Raw genomic sequence first — 21,373 nt, forward strand, 5'->3', positions numbered from 1 at the left:
CGCGGGATCAGACCGCGATGTCGTTGAGGCCTAGTTCCAGCGGCTCGTCGAACGCCGGGACGTAGGTGTTGCGGATCCGGTTGATTCGGCTCAGGAACACCACATTGCCCGTGACGTACCGGTGAAACAGCCGCGTCGGCTCGTTCAGCAGGCGGAAGGCCCACTCCAGGTGAGCCCGGCGCATCCACATCGGGGCCCGCTTGGCCTTGCCGCCGATGAAGTCGATCAGCGCACCCGCATTGATGATCAGCGGGTTGTAGGTGACGTTGTCCTTCAGGTATGCGGCGACGAGTTCCTGCTTGGGCATGCCCATCCCGAGGACGATGATCCTCGGGCGGTGCTGCTCGACCAGTGCCAGGTACGTCGCCTCGTCCTGGAAACCGTCCTTGCTCACGATCACGTTGTGGCCGGCCTGGGTGAGCTGGTCGACCGCGGTGGACAGGTACGGGTCGGCGGTGCCCAGGATCCCGACCGTCTGGCCTTTGGCGCTGTCCAGCAGGCGCGGGATGAAGTCGGTGCCGTTCATGTTCAGCCCGGCGTCGATGTTCAACGCCTGGAAGAGCAACTGCATGCCGATGCCGTCACGCAAAATGACGTCCGACCGCAGCAGGGCGTCGGCAAACTCGGGGTGCCGGTTGCACAGGTTGAAGGCGTGCGCATTGACGAAAGAGATGATCCGACTGGTGGGGGAAGCGAGGCACTCCCGAATCAGGTCGTCGGCGTCGTCGTGGTCGTGGACCAGGGTGATGCTGTTGATGATTTCGGTCGTCACTTCGCGGTCGTGCGTGGTCGGTGCGACTTTCGCCGGCGCGAGGGGCGTGACCGCTGCAAACTGCGGCAGGGTGAGGGTTTCGCCGTACTGCCCAGCGGTGTCCTCGAGACGAATGACGTCGAGGATCGTGACGGGGGCCGAACTGAAAGCCTGCATAGAAGAGATAATACATGCCATAGGTATGCACTTACTACAGAAACAGACTGTGAGTTAGGTAATAACTTGCGACCTCGGTCAGAGAGGAATTCGCGTCGGGGCGGCGCAGTACCCGCGGTATGAAATCGGCGTCAGAGTGACCGTGAGGCGTGCTTGGGCGTCGCGGCAACCACGGCCGGGCCTCCTACCAGCAGCGGGATCGGCTCGGTTATCGCGCTGTCGGCGGCGGTGCCGTCATCAAGATCGGCGCTGACGGGTTCATCCGGCCGCCTACGCGCCACGTTGGCGAACCCCATCGCCGAACCGAGCACCATACCGAACACCACGGAATCGGGGGTGTCTTCGATGTTTGGACCGATAATGTTCAAAACCAGCAGGCCAGCGCTGACGGCACCGGCGATCTTCGCCGGCTTCGACGCGGTGCGCAGCGCCCGGATCACCGGCCGGAGTGCAAACCACGCGAACGCCGCCATGCCCACCGCCCCGGCCTTGACGAGCCACCACAGATAGAAGTTGTGTGCGTAGGTGGTGCCCAGCAGCACGGTGAAGCTGTCGAACCCGAACTGGTCGCTCCCCGAGCCCTCGTCTCCGAAGGGCAGTCGGTAGGCGTAGCCGATTCCATGGCCGAACACGGGTGCTTTGGCAATTTCACGGGTCAGGTCGGCGTTTTCGACCAGCCGGTACTTCGTCGAGTCGTCCACGGCGAGCGAACTGGCCTTAACGCCGCCGAGGACGCGGTAGCTGAAGCCGGCGAACTGATGGCCCAGCCATTCTCCGGCCTTCGAATGTTGCAGCAGGAACAGCGCCCCCGGCACCATGGCCGCCAACACGACCACGCTGGTGACGGCAAAGCTGGCCGAGCGCCGCAGCGCCTGCCAGCCCGGGTTGGCAAAGAACGCGACGACGGCGGCCACTGCGATCGCGATCAGGGTGCCGCGCGAAAAAGCCAGCAACGAAATGATCAATGAGGGCACGCCCATCGCGAAAAACGTCGCGGGCCTGACCCGGCCGAGCACCTGGGCGGCGACCAGCGCGGCCAGCACTGCGACGGCCGGCGCCGTGGTGGGGATGATCAAGCGGGTGACTGAGCCGCCGGTGGTCGACTCGCCGATGGTTTCAAAACGGCCGGTCAGGCGCAGCCCCAACGACGAGCTCACGATGGCCATCGCCGCCGAAACCCACAGCGTCAACACGAGCGTCTGCGTCGCCCCCTTGATGTAATTGCCGTAGACGATCAGCAGTGCCAGCAGGTACCCCGCGACCATCTCGAACAGGCAGGTCATTTCGTGGAGTATCGCCTCGGGGGAGTGCCCATCCGCGAACCCGACCCCGGTGAAAAACAGCACCGTCAACACGAAGATGCCCGGCGGTATGTAATCCGAGAACTGCGGTCGCACCAGTTGGATCAGGTACAAGATCGCTAATAACACCACGACGTGCCAGACGTAGATTGTCGTCGGGCCGACGACCTTGCCGATATACAAACCAATGGGCAGCGCGCCGAAGGTGTAGAACAACGCGATCCACACCATCGCCTCGGGTCGTGCCCAGTACACGACCAGGCTGAACATCGCGCCGACCAGCACGGCACCTTCGTACGGGTCACGAACCGAGGCCACACCGAAGGCGAAACACCCAAACAGGAACATCGCCACGACCACCGCGGCCAACACCAGGCGGTGGCGATATCGGAGGTACCGGATCACGCCGATCCGCCGAGCTTCGCCCGGTAGCTCCGGGCGGCAGCCCTGGTGTGGCGGGCGACTTTGGCGTCGGTCAGCACCGTGCCGATGACGCGGGCCCCGGCCGCGTTCAGCGCGGTCAAGGCGTCGGCAAGTTCTTCCTCGGTGGTGCGCCGCGCCCGGACTACCAACACCGTGGCGTGTACGGCGCCGGCCAGCATGCCCGAGTCGGCCGTCGCCAGCACCGGCGGGCCGTCGACTACCGTCCGGGTAAACGTGGCCGAGAGCTCCTGCATCACGTTGTCCAGCACCTCCGGTGGGTACGCGCTGCAGGGCAGGGTGTCCCGGCGGGCTGCGCGTGGCGCAAGCATGAACAGCTTGGCAATCGGGGTCGGCTTGACAACTTCGACCGCGATTTCGGGGTTGGCCAGTGCGCTGGCCAGTCCTTCGCCCGATTCGACCTTGAGCAAGCCGGCGATCACCGGCCGACGGGTGTCGCCCTCGACGAGCAGGACATCCTCGCCGGCTTCGGCGGATGCCTTCGCCAGGTTCAGCGCCGTGGTCGTGGTTCCCTCGCCGCCGAAGGGTGCCGTGACCACCAGCCGGCTTACTCCGGGTCCGGCCGCCCTGAGCAGACGTGCGCGCAGGCCTCGGACCGCATCGTCGAATGAGATGTCGGTGCCGAATCGTGGTGCGGTGCCGCGTTTTCCGGGCAGCTCGGCCAATGTCGGCAGCTTGGAAAGCCGTTCCAGCTTCTCGCGATCGCGAAAGGTGTGATCGGTGGCCTCGCGGGTCAACGCCACCCCGACGCCGAGGAGCACGCCGGCCACCAGCCCCAGCGCCATGTTGCGCGTTGGCACCGGGCTGATCGGGTGGCGCGATGCACGGGCCGGCTCGACCACCGTCGCCCTGGTCGGGATTGCCTCGATCGTCTGGGGTTGCGGCGCAGGTTGGCCGTCGGCGGTCGGCGGCGGCGGGAGCGTCCCTTTCGGATTCACGCCCAACGTCCCGACGACCTCGACGAACTCGTCGGCCATCCCCTTCGTCAGCGCCGCCGCCCGATTCGGATCGGTGTCGGTGACGGTGATGGTGAACATCAACGACTTCGGGATGTACTGGACATTGGTCTTGCTGACCAGGGCCTCGGCGCTGATCGGGAGGTCGTAATGCGCGACCGCGCGCTCTGCTATCGAGCGCCCTCCGGCAATCGCCGCGTACGACGGCAGCCGATCCTGTGCGGCTTGCGTGCCGTAGTACAGCTGGGACGGGTCGGTCTGACCGGGAAAGGAGATCAGCACGGTGGCCGACGACTCGTAGGCCTTCGTCTGGAACATCGTGATCGCCGCTGCGCCGGCGAGACAGGCCAGTAACGCGCCGACCAACAGCTTCCAGTGGACGGTCAGCGTCCGGGCAAAGGTGCGGAAATCCATCGGGTGATACCTCTCTATGCCCTACCAGGGCATACTTTTCAGACTGAGTTTCTGCGGGCCCGGTAGAACAGCACGCCGCCGCCGATAGCGGCAACCACCACCCAAACGCCGGCGACCCACCACACCCACGTGTAGTCGTCTTCCTGCGTCGACGGTTTCGCGGTGATGTCGCTGGGCGGATTGGCAACCGTGATCGGCTCAGTGCCCGGGACGGAGATGACCATTCGGCCGTCCAGCCCGAACCACCGGCCCGGCTCCGCGGCCAACCACCGCAGCAATTCGTCGAGTTGCCCGGGAGCCCCGTTGGAGGTCGCGATCAGGATCGAGCGGTGACCGTCGAACACGGTCTGCAGCGAGCCGAAGTGCACCGATGGATCGAGGGTCAGGGTGGTGGACTCGCCCCCGGCATCCAAGCCCTCGATCGTGATGCTGCCATTTTCTGCGTTGAAGGGCAGCGCGATCGTCTGGACCGGCCAGGCGCCCGCAGAGATCAGGACCGCCGGGTCATGGCTGTCGACCGCCTGCTTGAGGCTGGTCACCTTGGTCGGCAACGGCACCGCGCTCAGCTGTTGCAGGCCCACCGCGATCTGGACGGCGCGCACGGTGTCGTTGTATATGTCGTCGCTGACGCCGAATTCAATCCGCGGCATCAGCGACTGCGGCAGTGACGGAAAGCCTTTCGGGATGGGCGGATTGGCGCGACCGGTCTGGACCTCGGTCTTGGGGTCGATCTTCAGGGTGATCGGAAGATACTCGCCGCAATGTCCGGCGTCCCCGGTGGTGTGCACCTTGATCGAGAGGCTGGTGGCACGGGACAGCAGTCGATCCGGAATGTCCACCCAGTGATCGATCGTGCCGTTGGCCTCGGCCGGCCATCGGTTGATCGTCTGCCCGGCGACCGACGCGAGCACTTCACCGCCGAAATTGTTGGGCAGCGGTGTGTGCGAACCGAGCACGTGCACTCGGATGTGGTCGAGCGAATGGCCCCATCGGGTCTGTTCCAGGCTGATGCCGACATCGGGCCACAGGTCCTCCGCGCTGAGGTTGGTCTGATTCAGCTGTTCCAGCGTGGTGGTATCGGCGGCCAGCTTCTGCTTGTTGGGCAGCGGCCCGGCAACCGCGGTGGCGCCGTATGCGAACTTCACCGAAGGATCCGTCAGCAGGCGAGTCTGGTTGGTGAGGTCGTCACCGGTCCCCGAGATGACTAGTGCGGGAACGCCGGTGGTGCCCTGCAGCGCAAGGCCCTTGTCCGGACCCTCTCTGATGATGATCTGTCGTTCCAGGGGGAGCGACGGATCCACCGCGGTGCTCCCGCGGTCGTACAGGGCTTCGACGGCGATCTGCGGATTCTGCCCTCCGTAGCGATCTTCCAGCGCGGCGGCCAATTGCACCGCCGCGTCGGTCTCCTGCTGCGTCGGTTTCGGCGGTACGACGATGGTCAGCTTTCGGACCACCGGGGGCAGGAAGTCCGCGATGGTCTTCGGTGCGACTTCGCCGCCGGCAAACGTGATCGACCCGTTGACGAGCCGGATCGGCGTCAGGGGATCCCAGCAATAGTTTTCCAGCGGAAGCACCGTCGCGGTCAGGGTGAGGCTTACCGAGTTACCGGTGACCTTCGTTCCGGCCAGGGGAATGACCATCGGCGTCTGGTCCTTGGTCGGCAACTCCAACCGACTGATCGTGCGATCGTCCTGTGTCACCGTCAGATTGCCGAACCGGAGATTGACCGGTAATTCGAGCGTCGCGTTCAACGAGGCCGGGGTCAGTCCTTCGGGCACCGAAAGCGTCAGACCGGTGATCGAGAGCTCGCGGTGCGGATAGAACTCGATCGTGCTCTGCGCGCCCAGGTTCTGCAGCGGGATGGTCGGAGCCTCGATCAGGGCCCCGCCGACGCTGGGCGGCGGGTCCGCCATTGCCGGCGGCGCCACCAAGACAAGCATCGCGATGACCCCGGCAAGTGCTCCGAGCCGGCGCGGCAGGCTCCGTTTCATCGCTGCATTGTAGGCAGTCGAGTCACGCCGATTCGGCGCGATGTTATCGAGCCGCGGGGACGTGGGGGCAACGGGTCGTTGATGAGCGTCGCGGCCGGACTCCAGCTCGCGAATCTGCTTGTCGCTGATCTTAATTCCCTCCGGCTACGCGGTTGGCACAAGGCGAAACCGTCTTCATTTCCGTCGCTATCGATGAAAGGCGTTGCGGCACTTACGTTCATAGGATTGCGTCTATCGCGTCGAGGTAGGCATCGGTCATCGCTTCCACGGTGTAGTGCTTGCGCATGCGTTCGAAGCCCTGCATCCCCACCGCTTGCAGCGCGGCGGGGTCTGCCAGTATCTCGGCCAAGCGTTCTCGCCAGCCCTGCGCTGACGGCGGATCGACGAGGAAGCCGGCCTTTCCGAAATCCAGCATTTCCGGGACCGCGCAGACCGCCGACGCGGCCACCGGTATCGCCCGGGCCATCGCCTCGAGTATTGACAACGGGAACGCCTCTAAGCGGCTGGGCAGACACAACAGGTCGGCCTCGGCCAGCGCGTGCGCCGGACCGGGCGACCAGCCGCGCCACTGCACCCGGTCGCGCAGCGCGGCAGGAGTGCGGGCCTCGAGTTTCGCCCGATCCGGGCCGTCGCCGAATATCGATAGCGTCCACGGCAATTCCGTCAGGCCGCTGAGCGCTTCGACCAGCAGGTGGGGGTTCTTGTGCTCGACGATCCGCGACAGCACCACCAAATGCACCGGGGCATCGGCCGAGCGGATCCGTTGGCGCGGCTGGTCCTCCTGGGTGACGCCGTTGGGTGCCACGAAGCGCCGTCCGGTCAACCGATGGTGAGCGGCCAGCATTTCCCAATGTCGTTGCGCCAGAACAATAAAACCGTCCGCTCGGGACATTGCGGCGGCAAGTGGCCGCGAGTAGATCGGCCCGTCCTCCTCCGGCGGCGTGTGCGGGGCGACCAGCCAGCGCCGCTCGCGGCCGGCGGCCCGCCACAGCGTGCCAAACCCCGTCTCGGTGTTGGTGTCGCCGCTGATCAATACCGCCGGGCCATCGCGTAGGTCGACGGCCGGTGCCCACCACGGTTGGCGCACCACCCGCACGTTGTTCGGAATCTCCTCGATCATCGGGCCGAACCGTTGCACGCAGACGATGGTCACCGGGTAGCCGCGGCGAGCCAATTCGGCTGCCAGCAATGCCTTCTGCCGCTCGGCTCCGCCGTGCACCAGACGATTGGTGGCGATTACGATCTCCGGCAGACCGTGGCTCCAATGGTGCCGCGCCCTGCGGCGCGCGGCGCGCTTCGGGGGCTGTATACGATCCAAAAGCGTTGTCCCGACCAGGTATACATCCGCGTGGTGAACGCTGCGCTGGTGCTCGAGCACCAACGCGGTATTGGCCCGCAGCAAGTCGTGATCGCGGCGGTGTTCGTCGGCCGAGACGTCTCCGCCCGGCAATGCGTCGGCGCCGAGCGCACCGAAGTCGGCCACCGCACTACCGCGATCGAAGCCGAGTTCGTTGGCGAGCAGAATGCGCCAGCCCGCCGCGCGGGCGCGGGTTTGCCAGTCGACGTCCACCCCGTAGCCGAAGAACTCCTCGTCGAAGCCGCCGACGGTGTTCCAGGCCGCGCGGCTGATCGCTAGGCAGCCACCGTCGACATAGCCGTCGATGGTCTCGGATTCGTCGGGCTGGTGGGCATACCGGGGTGAAATCGCTGTTCCGCGTAGGGCATTCGAGTGGCCGGTGGCCGCCACCAGTGCGCGCAGCAGGGTGGGGCGGCGCATCGCGAGGTCCCACGGGACCCGCTCGGATGCGGCCGCGGCACCCGCCATCGGCGATACCGCCGCCACCCGCGGTTCTCGCAGTAACTCCCTGGTGCGCGTCAACGGTCCCCGCAGCTCTGCGGCGGGGTTCAAGAGCAGTAGATCGGCGTCGCCGGGCACCTGCTCGGCCAATGCGTTGAATGCCTCGCCGACGCCGAGGCTTGCCGACCCCAGCACCCAATGGACCGCCGGATGCCGGGCGGCCAGCTCCTCGCGACCGGGATATCCGGCACCGCTGTTCTCATAGACATAGACGGGCAGCTCGGGTAGCTGTGCGGCGACGCTGGTCAGACATCTCTCTACCAGGACGTGGTTCTTGTCGGTCACGATCAGCACCGCGAGCGGCCGCGCGGATGGCAGCGCGTGAGTGTCACCGACCGGGCGCTTCAGGTAGGCACGATCCCTTTGCCGGGTCATGCCGGCGCCGCTTTCCGGGTGAGCGATGTCAACATCGACCAGTTGACGGGCCCGATCGCCATGTTGACAGCCAGGTAGACGGCGGCCGCAATGGCGAGCACCAACACCACGTGGAGACCGGGGAGCAGCAGCACGACCGCGACACTGGCCGCCGTCGGCACGAGCACCCGCAGCAGGAACTTCACCGGCGCGCGGTAGCCGCACCGGCGTCGCAGCTGCCAGCTCGCGGCCGCCGTGCCGAACAGCTCCGTGCACACCAACGTCACCCCCGCACCGACGGCCCCGAACCGGCCGGCCAGCACGAGATTCAGCGCGATGTTGAGCACCAGCGTGACGACCCAGACCCGGAACAGGAACCGCTGTTGATGTGAGGCGAACAATCCCTGGCCGAGGGTGCTGGCGATGCACCGCAGCGCGGCCGCGGCCAGCAGCAGTGCCAGCGTCGGGGTTCCGCGAGCGACGAAGGCCTGGTCGCCGAGCAATCCGATCAGCGGCCCGGCCAGTAACCCGCCGACCACCGCGACCGGCACCATCAGGAAATACATCAGTTCGACGCTGCGGCGCAGGAAGTCGGCGAAAGCGCCGACATCGCGTGCGAACAGCTCCGTCGCGGTCGATAGCGACGACTTCAGGAAGAAAAGCGCCAACACCTCGGTGTTGAACGCGAGCGTGTAGGCCAACCCGTAGACGCCGACCTCGGATTGAGTGCTCAGCAAGGACAGGATGACGCCGTCGGCGCGCCAGTACACGAGGGCGACCACCATGACACCCATCAGCGGCAGGCTTTCCCGCATCAAATCAGCGGCCTCTCGCAGCGCGAAGATGGGGCGAAGCGAGATTTGTCGCGCCGCGGCCGTGCCTTGGATCAACAGTTGCAGGGCCGGCGGGATGAGCTGGACCACCGCGAACCAGACCACGTCCGCTCGGCTGGTCACCAGCCAGCAGACCGCGGCCAGCACGGCCAGCCGGCTGGCAACGTCGGAGATGGCCACCGCAGAGAACTTGACGGTGGCCATGAAGACCGGCTCGAACCGAGTGGTCATCGTCATCATCAGCAGCTGGCCGGACAGGACGACGAGCATCATGCGCACGTCGGCATCGTGATACACGAGCAGCCCGGTGCCTGCCGCCGCGACGGCCAGCGGCAGGCAATACAGCAGGGACAGGCCACTGTTGACCCGGACGAGCCGCTCCAGATCGCCCTGGCCGGACGTGACGCGTCGGACGATGACGGTTCCAATGCCGAGATCGGCCAGGCTGGACCACATCCCGATGAACACGACCGCGATCGTGAGCTGCCCATAGAGCCCGGGGCCCAGGTAGTGGGCAGTCATCGCCACCGAAACGACGGACGCCACCATCCCCAGTGCTCGGCAGACCAGCTGGATAGCGTAAGCGTGAGCGATCTGCGAGAGCGGCACCGTCGGCCCGACTACAGGGTCGACCACCGGTTCAGTCATCGCAGTGTCATCAGTAGGCCCCATCGCCTACCAGGACGACCTTGATCGTCTTAGCGACGATCATCAGGTCCCCTGCCATTGACCAGTTATCGACATAGGACAGATCCAACCGGACGGAATCTTCCCAGGAAAGGTCTGAACGGCCGCTGACTTGCCACAATCCGGTGACGCCCGGCTTCACCAGCAACCGGCGTTTGGCTTCGACGTCGTACATCTCCACCTCGCGTCGCAGCGGCGGCCGTGGTCCGACGACGCTCATGTCCTGCTTCAGCACATTGATGAATTGCGGCAACTCGTCGATGCTGAGCTTGCGCAGCACCCGCCCGACCGGTGTGATGCGGGGGTCCTGGCGAATCTTGAACAGCATGCCCCCGGCGCCCTCGTTGTGCGCCAGCAGCTGTGCGACCTGCCGGTCGGCGCCGTCCACCATGGTGCGGAATTTGAGCATCGTGAACGCCTTGCCCTCGAGGCCAATGCGTTCGGCCCGGTAAAAGACCGGTCCCTTGCTCGTCAGCTTGATTGCGATGGCGCAGGCGATCATGACCGGCGTCGTCGCTACGACGGCGGCCAGTGCGAAACAGAAGTCGAAGGCCCGTTTCTGAAAGCGGTTGGTCTCTTCGTATTGGGGCTTTTCCACGTGCAGCAGCGGGAAGCCCGCGTAGGGCCGCAGGGTCAATCGTGCGTTGGCGACGTCCATTACCCCGGGCGACACCACAAGGTCGATGTCCTTGGTTTCCAACTGCCACATCAGTTCTCGGATGCGCTGCACGCCCAAGTGCTCCGTGCGGGCCACCGCCACGGTGTCCGCACCGCAACCCTCGACGGCGGGCGCCGCATAGCTGTCGTCGCCGAGAACCGGGATCGCGTGGCCATGAACCTCGAGCGTCTCGCCGCGGGGCGCTCCATATCCCGGTATGCATACGCCGACCACGACGTAGCCGTTCTTCGGGTTGCGCTCCAGTTCGAGCGCCAGGTGCTGCACCCCGGACCGGTCTCCGATCGCCAATACCTTCGTCAGGTATTCGCCGTCGGCGCGCTTGCGGCCGACATACCGGCGCCACAGGTTGCGGCTCACCAGCAATCCCAGCGTGCCGACCGGAAGCGCGACCGCCAGGTAGCCGCGCGCCAGCTCGATCTTGGCGAGCAGCGTGATGATCGCGATGATCCCGAACGTCTGGAACGACGCGTGGGCGATGCGCCGGTACTCGTCGATTCCCGCGCCGATGACTCGCGTTGACCGCGTCTGAAATATTTCGAGCGACGATAGCCAAAGCGCCGCGAAGATCACCGAGAACATCGTCATAACCCCGCCGGCGTAACCGGAGGCGGATGGCGAGCCGCCGAACCGGACAAACTGTGCCAGGGTCACCGATCCGGCCACGATCGCCGCATCGGTGATGCGCACGCGGTTGGCATACTTGCGTTGCCAGCGACGGAGGTTGCGGCTGCCGGTCGTTGGCAAGGGAAGCGCGGGTGCGGGCGCGCTGCGAATCCGGGTGTGTTGCAAGGTGGTTATGCCGACCCGCTCTCTTGGTGATGCGGCCACACGTCAGTGCTGAACCTCGTTCCGGATGGCGTGGCGCACTCGCTGAGATGGACGGGCCGGCGTGCGGGGGCAATACGCGCCGGGACAGCGGACGAGTCATAGGTTGACCGTTCGGCCAGTAGCCGGTCGACGTCCATCATCACGATGACGTCGCCGTCGACGCTCTCCAGCTTCGGCCAGGTGGCGTCCGCTTCGGAAATGACGGTCACCGGCAGCGGCCATTCAATTCCGAATTCCGGTTCGTTGAACCGGAATCCCTCTTCGCCGGCAGCCGTAACGGAACCGCTGACCTGGCAGCTGACTTCGGTCTTGTCCCTCAGGGTCTGAAAGCCGTGGGCGACATACGGCGGTACGAACAGCGACCGGTGGTTGTCGGCGCTCAACTCGACCATGACGTGCTTGCCGTAGGTCGGCGACTCGGGTCGGACGTCCACGACGACGTCGGCAATTGCGCCGCGAGTGCAGCGAACCAGTTTGGCCTCGGCGTGCGGCGGCGCCTGACGATGCAAGCCCCGCACCGTGCCTCGGGTGTGGTTGAAGGAGATTTGCGTCTGCACGACATCGGCGATCAGCCCGATTTCGGCGAATTCCTGGGCGGAGAAGGACTGGGAGACGAAGCCGCGGTGGTCGGAGGTGGGCTCGATGTCGACGATCGTGACCCCCGCAATGCTGGTAGGCGTGTACTTCACTAACGTCTCCTTCCGGAATAGACGCGCTGGTAGGGGTCGGGTAGTCGTCTTTGCTGCGGAGGCCGTAGCCGCCGCACATTCGGTGTGGTTATCCGTATCCGGCCGACGGCGGCTGGGCCATGACGGTGGGCACCAGGCCGTATCGCGGACCGGGGGTGGGTCCCGAGCCGGAACCTGGCGGCCGTAATGGCACGCCGCCCAACATGCTTGGTGTGGAAGGCGCACCGCCGGCAACGGCGTTGGGTAGCCCCGAGAAGGCGCCCGGTGACGGCGGAACCACGCTGGTCCATCCCGGCGGTATCGACAACGGCCCCAACGAGTTAGCCGCGCCCATGCTGCCCAGCACGCCCGCGTTTCCGAGCCCAGCCGCGCCGGTCGCGGCCTCGGCTGCGCCCGTCGCTGCCGCCGCTCCGAGGTCGGTACCGACGGAAGCCGCGGCCATTCCCATCGACTGGCTGCTCTGCGCGATTCCGAAAAGGCTGGACAGCGCGTACAGCGGCGTGGGCAACGCCATGATCCAGATCGCCGCCACGTTGCTGATCAGGGAAATGTTGTCCGCGCTGAACAAGCTCCCCAATCCGGTGGACGAGTCTGCGACCAGACTTGACGACGCGAGTCCGGTCGGCGTCGACAGCGCCTCCAACGTCGGCGAAACGGTGGAAACCAGATTCTGCAAGGCGGATTGGGTGCCGGCCGACATGCCGGTGGCCTTGGCGACCGCGATCTCCTGCGCGGACACTCCGCTGTCGTCGGTCACGTTCGGCGCCGGGGTGAACGGCGTCACGTCGGTCGCGATCGCCGAATTCGCTGCGTACTGGTACATCGCCGAAGCGTCCTGCGCCCACATCTCGCCGTATTGGGCCTCGTTCATCGCGATCGCCGGCGAATTCTGGCCGAAGAAGTTGGTGGCGGTCAGCGAGGCGAGTTGGGTCCGATTGGCGAAGACCGCCGGTGGCGGGACGGTCATCGCGAAGGCGGCTTCATAGGCCTCCACGGCAAGCCGGGCCTGACCCGCGGACTCGGCGGCCCGCGCGGCCGCCCCGGTGGTCCATGCGACGTATGGCCCGAACGCGGATGCCATGGACAGTGAGGAAGGTCCCAGCCACCGTCCGGTGGTCAATCCCGCGATCACTGTTCGGTAGGAACTTGCCACGAAATGCAGTTCGGAAGCCAGGTTTTCCCAGGCAACCGCGGCGGCCGAGAGCGATAGCGGGCCGGGACCGGCATACATCCGCGTCGAGTTCACCTCGGGGGGCAAGGCGCCAAAATCGATCACTTCGAACCCGCGCTTGAGTCGACCGGGACCGCGGCGGCGGTGCGTGAGCTGGACAGGAATCCGTCGGCCGATGGTGTGCAGGCCAACGCGGCCCGGTATCCGGGTCGCATGGTGACCAGCGACATGTACTTCCCCCTTTGGCGGCCGACGTACCAAACTGACTCCCCCATAATAGCGCACAAACCATACTTTTAGTTCTCATCTAAGGTATGATCTTTACTACAGGTATCTAACGCTCCGGCTCGCGGACTCAAGGATGGGTCCTCCGGCGGCTGCTAACCTCAGTAGTGGCCAAATGTCGCTTGGGGCACTCGGTGAGTGTTCGCTCTGGACCGCGGAAGAAGCGAGGTGCGTGCCCTGCTTGACGGCATCGAAATCGTGGGGTCGATACACCACACGCACCCTGGACGCTGGCGTCGCCGGCTATCTGCGACGCGCGGGATCGCGAAGGTGAGTTCGCCGAACCGATGACTTCTCAATCCCACGATGGCCGCGCCGACGCGACGCGGCGACAGATTTTGCGAGCTGCCTCGCATCAGTTCGCGCGACGGCCCTACCACGACGTCGGTCTCGACGACATCCTCGCCGAAGCCGAACTGACCAAGGGGGCCATGTACTTCCATTTCAAGTCGAAGCACGCGTTGGCCGTCGCGATCATCGAAAGGCAGACCACCTCGGGCACCAGCGCCGTGCAAGATCTGATGAAGCGCGGACTTTCGGGCCTCGAGACCCTCATCGACTTCTCCTACCTCATTGCTGTCGGCGACATCACGACCGACGCCGTGCGGGCGGGCCTCAACCTCATCGAGTCGGTCGGACGGACGCAGGGACTGCAGGAGAAGTTGTTGGACAACTGGGTCAAAGCGTTGGCCGGCGTTGTCGAGCAAGCCATTGCCGAAGGCGACATCGATCCACGGAATGATCCGCATGATGTCGGACGCCTGTTGGTGTCCTTACATATGGGGCTGCGACAAACCAGCACTCTGGATCAACCGGAACGATTCCTGCTCGACGTGGAGAAGTGTTGGACCTTCATCCTGACCGGCATCCTGCAGCCGGACCGGTTCGAGTACTTCGGCCAATTCCTCAAGCGGCGTGCGACGCTCGCGATCAACGCTACTTCCACTGACACGGACTCGCCGCAATAGGAGTGGGGCGGGCTGGTCGATCGGTTTATGTGTAGCGGCTGTTAATCTGCTTGCGAGGCAATGTGAGACGGGATCAACAGAACCTGCGCAGCGACGACAGTCCGGAGGCATAACGGCAATGGCGCGCCAGGTTCGCTCCGAAGCGACTCGCCGAAAGATCCTCACCGCCGCAATCGAAGTTTTCGGCGAGGTCGGATATCCGGCCGCCGGATGGAGTGCGATCATCGAGCGCACCGGAATGACCAAGGGCGCCCTCTACCATCACTTCGATTCGAAAGAAATGTTGGCGTCAGCCATCATTGAAGAAGGCTCCGACCGGCTGCTCAGCGCTTTTCGGGGCGTGTGCGGGCCGTCATCGCCGGGGCTGGAGAACTTGCTGCACGGCACCTTTACGATCGTCAAAGTGCTGAGCTCAGACGAAATCGCCAGCGCGGCTGAGCATTTGATCGCTGCGCTGGGTGGGTTCAACCCGGCTGCCGGGCGTTTCTGCACGGACCTGGTTGCGCTGGTGGCAGCCGAGGCGCAACGGGCAATCTCCGAAGGAGACCTGCGCAACGACCAGGATCCGGCGGTGATCGGCGAGTCGATCGTCGGCGCCATCTTCGGAATGCGCTTGCTGTCCAACGCGATATCTGGGCCCGAGAGCAAACGGCCCATTGATGGCATCAAGCGTCTGACTCAGATCTGGGAGCTTCTTCTCCCCGGCATGGTCTCCGAAGCGTCGCAGGCTTACTTCGGGCAATTCCTTAGTCGCGAAGCAATGCGCCATGCGCGGGCCGACGCAACGACATTGGATAGCTAGCTAGCCTCAGGCATACATACCTTTGGTATCGATCAACGCTATTTTCAAACCCGCGGTTTAATGCTCTTCGTCCCATAACTGCTCGGTCAAATCTTGGAACGTCGCCAGGGCGAATCGGTCGTCGGCCCGCATTCCCACGGACTTGCTCATCAGCGCGCGCACGACCGAGCCGTCTTTGTGCGCCAGTTCGACGACCTCGTTCGCCAGGGCATGAACGACCGACAGCAGCGAGGATTCCGAGTCGGGGGCCTGGTGGAAAACCTCACCGAAGCGCAGCGCCAAGACCTCGTCCGACTCGTAGCCCACCATTTCCGCGAATGCGGTGTTGGTGAACAAGATCGCGCCGTCGTCGCCGACCGCCAGCACCGGGACCGGAATCCGCTCCAGCACCACCAGGGCAGGCAGCTGCTTCAACGTGGTCATCGGAGATTGATTGTGCTGGTGCCGATTCTGTCGTCGCTCCACAGCCCGATTATGGTCTATGCCAGAGGTCATGTTGGACATATTTCCTAACGCGTGCGCTGACGGCGGTTTGCTGCCACTTCTTTTCGCTGTTGCTTACTCGTCTTCGGAAGCTGGCTGATACCGGGGGAACACGCCGGTGGGGGCTGGCAATTCCGAGCCAGGGATTAGCCGCGCGGCGATCGCCGCAAACGTCCGCTGGTCGTCGGCCTGACCGAGCAGGTCCAGCAGCTTGCCCGCCGACTCCGGCATGACCGGCGCAACCAGCAGCGCCGCGATACGGACCGCCTCGCACGTCGTGTAGAGGACGGTGCGGAAGCGCACCTGATCCGCCTCGGATTCGCTCTTGCGCAACACCCATGGCTGCTGGGCCGAAAAGTATTTGTTCGCCTCGCCCAGCATCAGCCAGATCGCCTCGAGCGCCAAGTGCATCGCCTGCTCGTCGAAGCTGGCGCGCACCCGCTCCAACAACGCGTCGGCCGTCTTGAGCAGCTCGGCATCGGCGGCGGTGAATTCGCCGGGTTCGGGCATCACCCCGCCGAGATTTTTGGCGATCATCGACAACGACCGTTGCGCCAGGTTCCCCAACTCGTTGGCCAGATCGGTGTTGATCCGGTTGATGATGGCCTCTTCGCTGTAGCTGCCGTCCTGGCCGAACGGCACCTCGCGCAGCAGGAAATAGCGCAGCTGGTCCACGCCGAACGCGTCGACCAGCGCCACCGGGTCGATGGTGTTGCCCACTGACTTGCTCATCTTCTCGCCGCGGTTGTGCAAGAAACCGTGCGCGAAAACCCTTCGCGGAAGCTCGATTCCGGCCGACATCAAAAACGCCGGCCAGTAGACCGCATGGAACCTGATGATGTCCTTGCCGATCATGTGTAGATCGGCGGGCCAGTAGCGGCGGAACAGCTCCGAGTCCGTGTCGGGGAATCCGGCGCCGGTGAGGTAGTTGGTCAGCGCGTCGACCCAGACGTACATGACGTGGTCGGGGTGCTCGGGCACCTGCACGCCCCAGTCGAACGTGGTTCGCGAGATCGAGAAATCGGTCAGCCCACCGGAGACGAAGCTGACGACCTCGTTGCGCCGCACCTCGGGCCCGATGAAGTCGGGGTTGGCTTCGTAGTGGGCCAGCAGCTTGTCGGCGTACGCCGAGAGCCGGAAGAAGAAGGTCTGCTCCTTCTCGCTCCAGGTCACCGGTGCGCCGGTCTCGGTGGCGATGCGGGTGCCGTCGACCACCTCGGTCTCCGAGTCGCTGAAGTACCGCTCGTCGCGCACCGAATACCACCCGGAATAGGTAGCCAGATAGATGTCTCCGGCGGCCTCCATGCGCCGCCAGATCTCCTTGGACGCCTCGTGGTGGTCGGCGTCGGTGGTGCGGATAAAGCGGCTGAACGAGATGTTCAGCGCCTCCTGCATGCGTTGGAACACATCGGAATTGCGCCGGGCCAGCTCGGCGGTCGGCACGCCCGCGGCGGCCGCGGTTTCGGCGACCTTCTGGCCGTGCTCGTCGGTTCCGGTCAGGAAGCGCACGTCGAAACCGTCGAGCCGCTTGAAGCGGGCGATCGCGTCGGTCGCGATGTATTCGTAGGCGTGACCCACGTGCGGCGCACCGTTTGGATACGCGATCGCAGTGGTGACGTAATAGGGCCTCATCGAGATTCACCCTATTGTGTGCGCGTGAGCTCCAGCCGACCTGGTAAACGAGAAGCGCCGCCCGCCCCGGAGCCGCTGGCGCCGCTGATCGATGCGCACACTCACCTCGACGCATGCGGCGCCCGCGACGCCGCCGATGTGGTGGCCATCCTCGAGCGTGCCGCGGCGGTCGGAGTCGGCGCGGTCGTCACGATCGCCGACGATCTGGACTCGGCGCGCTGGGTGACCCGGGCGGCCGGCTGGGACCCGCGCGTGTACGCCGCCGTCGCGTTGCACCCGACGCGCGCGGACGCCCTCGACGACGACGCCCGCGCCGAGATCGAGCGGCTGGTGGCCGACCCCCGCGTGGTGGCCGTCGGGGAGACGGGCATGGATCTGTACTGGCCCGGCCGGTTGGACGGCTGCGCCGCGCCCGAGGTGCAGCGGGAGGCCTTCGCTTGGCATATCGACCTGGCCAAGCGGTGCGGCAAACCGCTGATGATTCACAACCGGGATGCCGACGCCGCGGTGCTCGACGTGCTGGACGCCGAGGGCGCGCCCGACGTCGTGATCTTCCACTGCTTTTCGTCGGACAGCGCAATGGCCCGCCGCTGCGTCGACGCCGGGTGGTTTATCAGCCTGTCCGGGACGGTGAGCTTCCGTAACGCTCGCGCGCTGCGCGAGGCCGTGCCGTTGATTCCGGCCGAACAGCTGCTGGTGGAAACTGATGCGCCCTTTTTGACACCGCATCCTTATCGTGGCGCACCCAATGAGCCCTATTGCCTTCCTTATACTGTTCGTGCGATCACGGAACTGCTCGATCGCCCGGCGGAAGAACTAGCCCGAATCACCACGAGCAATGCCGGGCGGGTCTACGGACTCGTCGAATCGGGCGGGTGATTTCCACAACACATTCGTGCCGGAGTTGCTCCAGGTTGACCGGTTCGTTACCGTCTTGTGATCGAATCGTTGGTTTATTGCACCGTTGTCGAATACTGCCGGGTAGGTCGTTAAGTGGTTGCTGAGGTCGGGGTAGAAGCGCGTTGACTGTACTGAGAAGACTTCATCAGACCCCATCACCGATGTTGCGGCTGGTAGCCGCAGGACTGCTGTTAGTACTCGCGTTCGCCGGCGGTTTCGCGGTCTCGGTATCCAAGACGGTGACGTTGACCGTCGACGGCATCGCGATGCGGGTGACGACGATGAAATCGCGCGTGCTCGACATCGTCGAAGAGAACGGCTACGTCGTCGATAAGCGCGACGATCTGTACCCCGCCGCTGATGTCCAGATTCACAATGCCGACAAGATCACGCTGCGGCGCAGCCGGCCGCTGCAGATCTCGCTGGACGGCAGCGACACCAAGCAGGTGTGGACGACGGCTTCCACCGTCGACGAGGCGCTGGCTCAGCTCGCGATGACCGACACCGCCCCCGCCGCCGCCTCGCGCGGCAGCCGGGTTCCGCTGGCCGGAATGGCCCTGCCGGTCGTCAGCGCCAAGACCGTCCAGATCAACGACGGCGGCACGATCCGCATGGTGCACCTGCCGGCGCCGAACGTCGCGGGCCTGCTGAATGCCGCCGGCGTGCCCCTGCAGGACAGCGACCAGGTGGCGCCCGCCGCGACCGCGCCGATCGTCGACGGCATGCAGATCCAGGTGACGCGTAACCGCATCGAGAAGGTCACCGAGCGAATCCCGTTGGCGCCCAACGCGCGCAAGGTCGAAGACCCCGACATGAACATGAGCCGCCAGGTTGTCGAAGACCCGGGTAGCCCGGGCACGCAGGACGTCACCTATGCGGTGGCGACGGTCAACGGCGTGGAGACCGGACGGCTGCCGATCGCGAACATCGTGATCGCGCCGGCCCGCGACTCCGTGGTGCGGGTGGGCACCAAACCCGGCACCGAGGTGCCCCCGGTGACCGACGGATCCATCTGGGATGCGATCGCGGGCTGCGAGGCCGGTGGAAACTGGGCGATCAACACCGGCAACGGCTATTACGGCGGCGTGCAATTCGACCAAAGCACCTGGGAGCGCAACGGCGGGTTGCGATTTGCCCCCCGTGCCGATCTCGCCAGCCGCGACGAGCAGATCACCGTCGCCGAGGTGACCAGGGAGCGCCAGGGTTGGGGCGCGTGGCCAGTGTGCAGCGGAAGAGCCGGTGCACACTGACGATCCAGCTGCTCGGACGCACCGATATCAGGCGGCTGGCCAAAGAACTTGAATTTCGGCCACGAAAATCGTTGGGCCAGAATTTCGTCCACGACGCCAACACGGTCCGGCGGATAGTTTCGATCTCCGGAATCGGTCGCGCGGATCATGTGCTGGAGGTCGGCCCGGGTCTCGGCTCGCTCACGCTGGCGCTGCTTGACCGCGGCGCCACGGTCACCGCCATCGAAATCGACCCGGTGCTCGCCGAGCGGCTCCCGCAGACCGTCAGCGAGCACTCACACAGCGAGATCCAGCGCCTGACGGTGTGCAACCGCGACGTGTTGAACCTCAGGCGAGACGAGCTGGCCTTTGCACATGGCCAAGCGCCGACCGCCGTCGTCGCCAATCTGCCCTACAACGTCGCCGTGCCGGCATTGCTGCATCTGCTCGCCGAATTTCCGTCCATCGCGACCCTCACCGTGATGGTGCAGGCAGAGGTCGCCGAGCGGCTTGCGGCCGAGCCGGGCGGCAAGGAGTACGGCGTGCCCAGCGTCAAGGCGCGTTTCTTCGGACGGGTCCGTCGGTGCGGCATGGTCTCGCCGACCGTGTTCTGGCCGGTGCCCCGCGTCTATTCCGGGCTGGTCCGCATCGACCGGTACGACGCGGCGCCGTGGCCCACCGATGACGCCTTCCGGCGCCAGGTATTCAAACTGATCGATATCGCGTTTGCCCAACGGCGCAAGACGTCTCGCAACGCGTTTCTGGAGTGGGCGGGCTCGGGCAACGAGTCGGCAAATCGATTGCTGGCGGCCAGCATTGATCCCGCCCGCCGCGGCGAGACGCTGTCCATCGACGACTTCGTGCGGCTGTTGCGTCGCTCCGGCGACCCGACACAATCGCAGGCCTCCGGCAGCTGACCCCGGCACCGTTGCGTGTAGAAGGCTGCCCGCAGCGATAGTCTGCTGCGGTGGCTGGCTGGGAGACCGAGGATGTCTAACGGCAACACCGCTGCGCAGTGGGTGCCCACCGGGTCAGTCACGGTTCGGGTGCCCGGCAAGGTCAACTTGTACCTGTCCGTCGGCGATCGCCGCGACGACGGCTATCACGAGCTGACGACGGTGTTTCAGGCCGTCTCGCTGCTCGACGAGCTGACGGTGCGCAATGCCGACGTCTTGTCGCTCGAGCTGGTCGGCGAGGGGGCCGACAAGCTGCCCACCGACGAACGCAACCTGGCCTGGCAGGCCGCCGAGCTAATGGCCGAACACGTCGGCCGCGCGCCCGACGTCTCGATCATGATCGACAAATCCATTCCGGTGGCCGGTGGTATGGCGGGTGGCAGCGCGGACGCCGCCGCGGTGCTGGTCGCGATCAATTCGCTGTGGGAACTCAACGTGCCGCGCCGCGATCTGCGCATGCTGGCCGCGCAGCTGGGCAGCGACGTGCCGTTCGCCCTGCACGGGGGCACGGCGCTGGGCACCGGGCGGGGCGAGGAGCTGGCCACGGTGCTGTCCCGGAACACCTTCCACTGGGTGCTGGCGTTCGCTTACGGCGAGCTGCTCACCCCGGCCGTGTTCGGCGAGCTTGACCGGATCCGGGAAACCGCGGACTCGCCGCGGCTCGCCGAGCCCGGGCCGGTGCTGGCCGCGTTGGCCGCCGGCGATCCCGAGCAGCTGGCGCCGCTGCTGGGCAATGAATTGCAGGACGCGGCGGTCAGCCTCAATCCGGCGCTGCGGCGCACGCTGCGCGCCGGCGAGGAGGCGGGTGCGCTGGCCGGCATCGTGTCCGGTTCGGGCCCGACGTGCGCGTTTCTGTGCACTTCAGCGGCCTCGGCGGTCGATATGGGCACGCAGCTGTCCGGGGCCGGTGTGTGCCGCACGGTGCGCGTCGCGAGCGGTCCGGTGCCCGGCGCCCGCGTGGTGCCGACGCCGATGACCGACGACTGAA

18 protein-coding genes are annotated in these 21,373 nt (G+C 65.5%); 6 read left to right on the plus strand and 12 right to left on the minus strand.

Annotation, left to right across the window (positions count from 1 at the left end; translation table 11 throughout):
* Nucleotides 1-7 precede the first annotated feature (7 nt).
* The 10 genes from LMQ14_RS05645 to LMQ14_RS05690 form a co-directional block, all read right to left on the minus strand.
* Entirely contained in the window at nt 8-928 is a 921-nt protein-coding gene (locus LMQ14_RS05645; protein WP_267733817.1) for a WecB/TagA/CpsF family glycosyltransferase, read from the minus strand.
* A 131-nt stretch (nt 929-1,059) separates the two neighbouring features.
* Complete coding sequence (locus LMQ14_RS05650) at nt 1,060-2,634, minus strand: O-antigen ligase family protein (RefSeq protein ID WP_267733818.1); 1,575 nt, start codon at nt 2,632-2,634, stop codon at nt 1,060-1,062.
* The gene (locus LMQ14_RS05655; protein ID WP_267733819.1) at nt 2,631-4,040 is read right to left on the minus strand and encodes a polysaccharide biosynthesis tyrosine autokinase; all 1,410 of its coding nucleotides are present in this window, start codon (nt 4,038-4,040) and stop codon (nt 2,631-2,633) included. The genes LMQ14_RS05650 and LMQ14_RS05655 overlap by 4 nt, the downstream gene beginning before the upstream one ends.
* A gap of 38 nt (nt 4,041-4,078) precedes the next feature.
* The gene (locus tag LMQ14_RS05660) at nt 4,079-6,031 is read right to left on the minus strand and encodes a hypothetical protein (RefSeq protein ID WP_267733820.1); all 1,953 of its coding nucleotides are present in this window, start codon (nt 6,029-6,031) and stop codon (nt 4,079-4,081) included.
* Nucleotides 6,032-6,248: 217 nt separating this feature from the next.
* Nucleotides 6,249-8,264, minus strand: coding sequence for a glycosyltransferase (locus LMQ14_RS05665; protein ID WP_267733821.1), 2,016 nt, complete (start codon nt 8,262-8,264; stop codon nt 6,249-6,251).
* A complete protein-coding gene (locus tag LMQ14_RS05670) occupies nt 8,261-9,724 on the minus strand; it encodes an oligosaccharide flippase family protein (protein ID WP_267733822.1) in 1,464 nt (487 codons plus the stop codon). Before LMQ14_RS05670 ends, LMQ14_RS05665 begins: the two co-directional genes overlap by 4 nt.
* A 10-nt stretch (nt 9,725-9,734) precedes the next feature.
* Nucleotides 9,735-11,240 carry a sugar transferase gene (locus LMQ14_RS05675; RefSeq protein ID WP_420714661.1) on the minus strand — a complete coding sequence of 502 codons (1,506 nt, stop codon included), beginning with the start codon at nt 11,238-11,240 and terminating at the stop codon, nt 9,735-9,737.
* Nucleotides 11,237-11,959: a dTDP-4-dehydrorhamnose 3,5-epimerase family protein gene (locus LMQ14_RS05680; RefSeq protein WP_267733823.1), complete on the minus strand. Its 723-nt coding sequence runs from the start codon at nt 11,957-11,959 to the stop codon at nt 11,237-11,239. Before LMQ14_RS05680 ends, LMQ14_RS05675 begins: the two co-directional genes overlap by 4 nt.
* An 88-nt stretch (nt 11,960-12,047) precedes the next feature.
* Complete coding sequence (locus tag LMQ14_RS05685; protein ID WP_324291108.1) at nt 12,048-13,235, minus strand: PPE family protein; 1,188 nt, start codon at nt 13,233-13,235, stop codon at nt 12,048-12,050.
* Complete coding sequence (locus tag LMQ14_RS05690) at nt 13,232-13,360, minus strand: hypothetical protein (RefSeq protein WP_267733824.1); 129 nt, start codon at nt 13,358-13,360, stop codon at nt 13,232-13,234. The genes LMQ14_RS05685 and LMQ14_RS05690 overlap by 4 nt, the downstream gene beginning before the upstream one ends.
* A gap of 342 nt (nt 13,361-13,702) precedes the next feature.
* Here LMQ14_RS05690 and LMQ14_RS05695 point away from each other — a divergent pair, with 342 nt between their 5' ends.
* Both LMQ14_RS05695 and LMQ14_RS05700 read left to right on the plus strand, forming a co-directional pair.
* On the plus strand, nt 13,703-14,383 hold the full coding sequence (locus tag LMQ14_RS05695) for a TetR/AcrR family transcriptional regulator (protein ID WP_267733825.1): 681 nt from the start codon (nt 13,703-13,705) through the stop codon (nt 14,381-14,383).
* A gap of 118 nt (nt 14,384-14,501) precedes the next feature.
* Nucleotides 14,502-15,185 (plus strand): TetR/AcrR family transcriptional regulator, encoded by a 684-nt coding sequence (locus tag LMQ14_RS05700; protein ID WP_267733826.1) that lies wholly within the window; start codon nt 14,502-14,504, stop codon nt 15,183-15,185.
* A gap of 57 nt (nt 15,186-15,242) precedes the next feature.
* On the opposite strand, the gene LMQ14_RS05705 is transcribed toward LMQ14_RS05700, so the two are convergent.
* Nucleotides 15,243-15,608, minus strand: coding sequence for a PAS domain-containing protein (locus LMQ14_RS05705; RefSeq protein ID WP_267733827.1), 366 nt, complete (start codon nt 15,606-15,608; stop codon nt 15,243-15,245).
* Nucleotides 15,609-15,743: 135 nt separating this feature from the next.
* The gene (gene metG / locus LMQ14_RS05710) at nt 15,744-17,300 is read right to left on the minus strand and encodes a methionine--tRNA ligase (RefSeq protein ID WP_267733828.1); all 1,557 of its coding nucleotides are present in this window, start codon (nt 17,298-17,300) and stop codon (nt 15,744-15,746) included.
* A gap of 18 nt (nt 17,301-17,318) precedes the next feature.
* Between metG and LMQ14_RS05715 the strand changes: the two genes are divergently transcribed.
* The 4 genes from LMQ14_RS05715 (at nt 17,319) to LMQ14_RS05730 (ending at nt 21,372) form a co-directional block, all read left to right on the plus strand.
* Nucleotides 17,319-18,179 (plus strand): TatD family hydrolase, encoded by an 861-nt coding sequence (locus tag LMQ14_RS05715; protein ID WP_267733829.1) that lies wholly within the window; start codon nt 17,319-17,321, stop codon nt 18,177-18,179.
* 143 nt (nt 18,180-18,322) lie between these two features.
* Nucleotides 18,323-19,450, plus strand: coding sequence for a resuscitation-promoting factor (locus LMQ14_RS05720; RefSeq protein ID WP_267733830.1), 1,128 nt, complete (start codon nt 18,323-18,325; stop codon nt 19,448-19,450).
* Complete coding sequence (gene rsmA / locus LMQ14_RS05725) at nt 19,414-20,346, plus strand: 16S rRNA (adenine(1518)-N(6)/adenine(1519)-N(6))-dimethyltransferase RsmA (RefSeq protein WP_267733831.1); 933 nt, start codon at nt 19,414-19,416, stop codon at nt 20,344-20,346. Before LMQ14_RS05720 ends, rsmA begins: the two co-directional genes overlap by 37 nt.
* Before the next feature lie 72 nt (nt 20,347-20,418).
* Nucleotides 20,419-21,372, plus strand: coding sequence for a 4-(cytidine 5'-diphospho)-2-C-methyl-D-erythritol kinase (locus LMQ14_RS05730; protein WP_267733832.1), 954 nt, complete (start codon nt 20,419-20,421; stop codon nt 21,370-21,372).
* The last annotated feature ends 1 nt before the right edge of the window (nt 21,373 follow it).

Source organism: Mycobacterium sp. Aquia_213 (assembly GCF_026625985.1).
Lineage (GTDB): Bacteria > Actinomycetota > Actinomycetes > Mycobacteriales > Mycobacteriaceae > Mycobacterium.

Excerpts from the sequence above, each read along its gene's own strand:
- LMQ14_RS05645 (WP_267733817.1), bottom strand. The coding sequence starts at position 928 with ATGCAGGCTTTCAGTTCGGCCCCCGTCACGATCCTCGACGTCATTCGT.
- LMQ14_RS05655 (WP_267733819.1), bottom strand. The coding sequence starts at position 4,040 with ATGGATTTCCGCACCTTTGCCCGGACGCTGACCGTCCACTGGAAGCTG.
- LMQ14_RS05660 (WP_267733820.1), bottom strand. The coding sequence starts at position 6,031 with ATGAAACGGAGCCTGCCGCGCCGGCTCGGAGCACTTGCCGGGGTCATC.
- LMQ14_RS05665 (WP_267733821.1), bottom strand. The coding sequence starts at position 8,264 with ATGACCCGGCAAAGGGATCGTGCCTACCTGAAGCGCCCGGTCGGTGAC.
- LMQ14_RS05670 (WP_267733822.1), bottom strand. The coding sequence starts at position 9,724 with ATGACTGAACCGGTGGTCGACCCTGTAGTCGGGCCGACGGTGCCGCTC.
- LMQ14_RS05690 (WP_267733824.1), bottom strand. The coding sequence starts at position 13,360 with ATGTCGCTGGTCACCATGCGACCCGGATACCGGGCCGCGTTGGCCTGC.
- LMQ14_RS05695 (WP_267733825.1), top strand. The coding sequence starts at position 13,703 with ATGACTTCTCAATCCCACGATGGCCGCGCCGACGCGACGCGGCGACAG.
- LMQ14_RS05700 (WP_267733826.1), top strand. The coding sequence starts at position 14,502 with ATGGCGCGCCAGGTTCGCTCCGAAGCGACTCGCCGAAAGATCCTCACC.
- LMQ14_RS05705 (WP_267733827.1), bottom strand. The coding sequence starts at position 15,608 with ATGACCACGTTGAAGCAGCTGCCTGCCCTGGTGGTGCTGGAGCGGATT.
- metG (WP_267733828.1), bottom strand. The coding sequence starts at position 17,300 with ATGAGGCCCTATTACGTCACCACTGCGATCGCGTATCCAAACGGTGCG.
- LMQ14_RS05730 (WP_267733832.1), top strand. The coding sequence starts at position 20,419 with ATGTCTAACGGCAACACCGCTGCGCAGTGGGTGCCCACCGGGTCAGTC.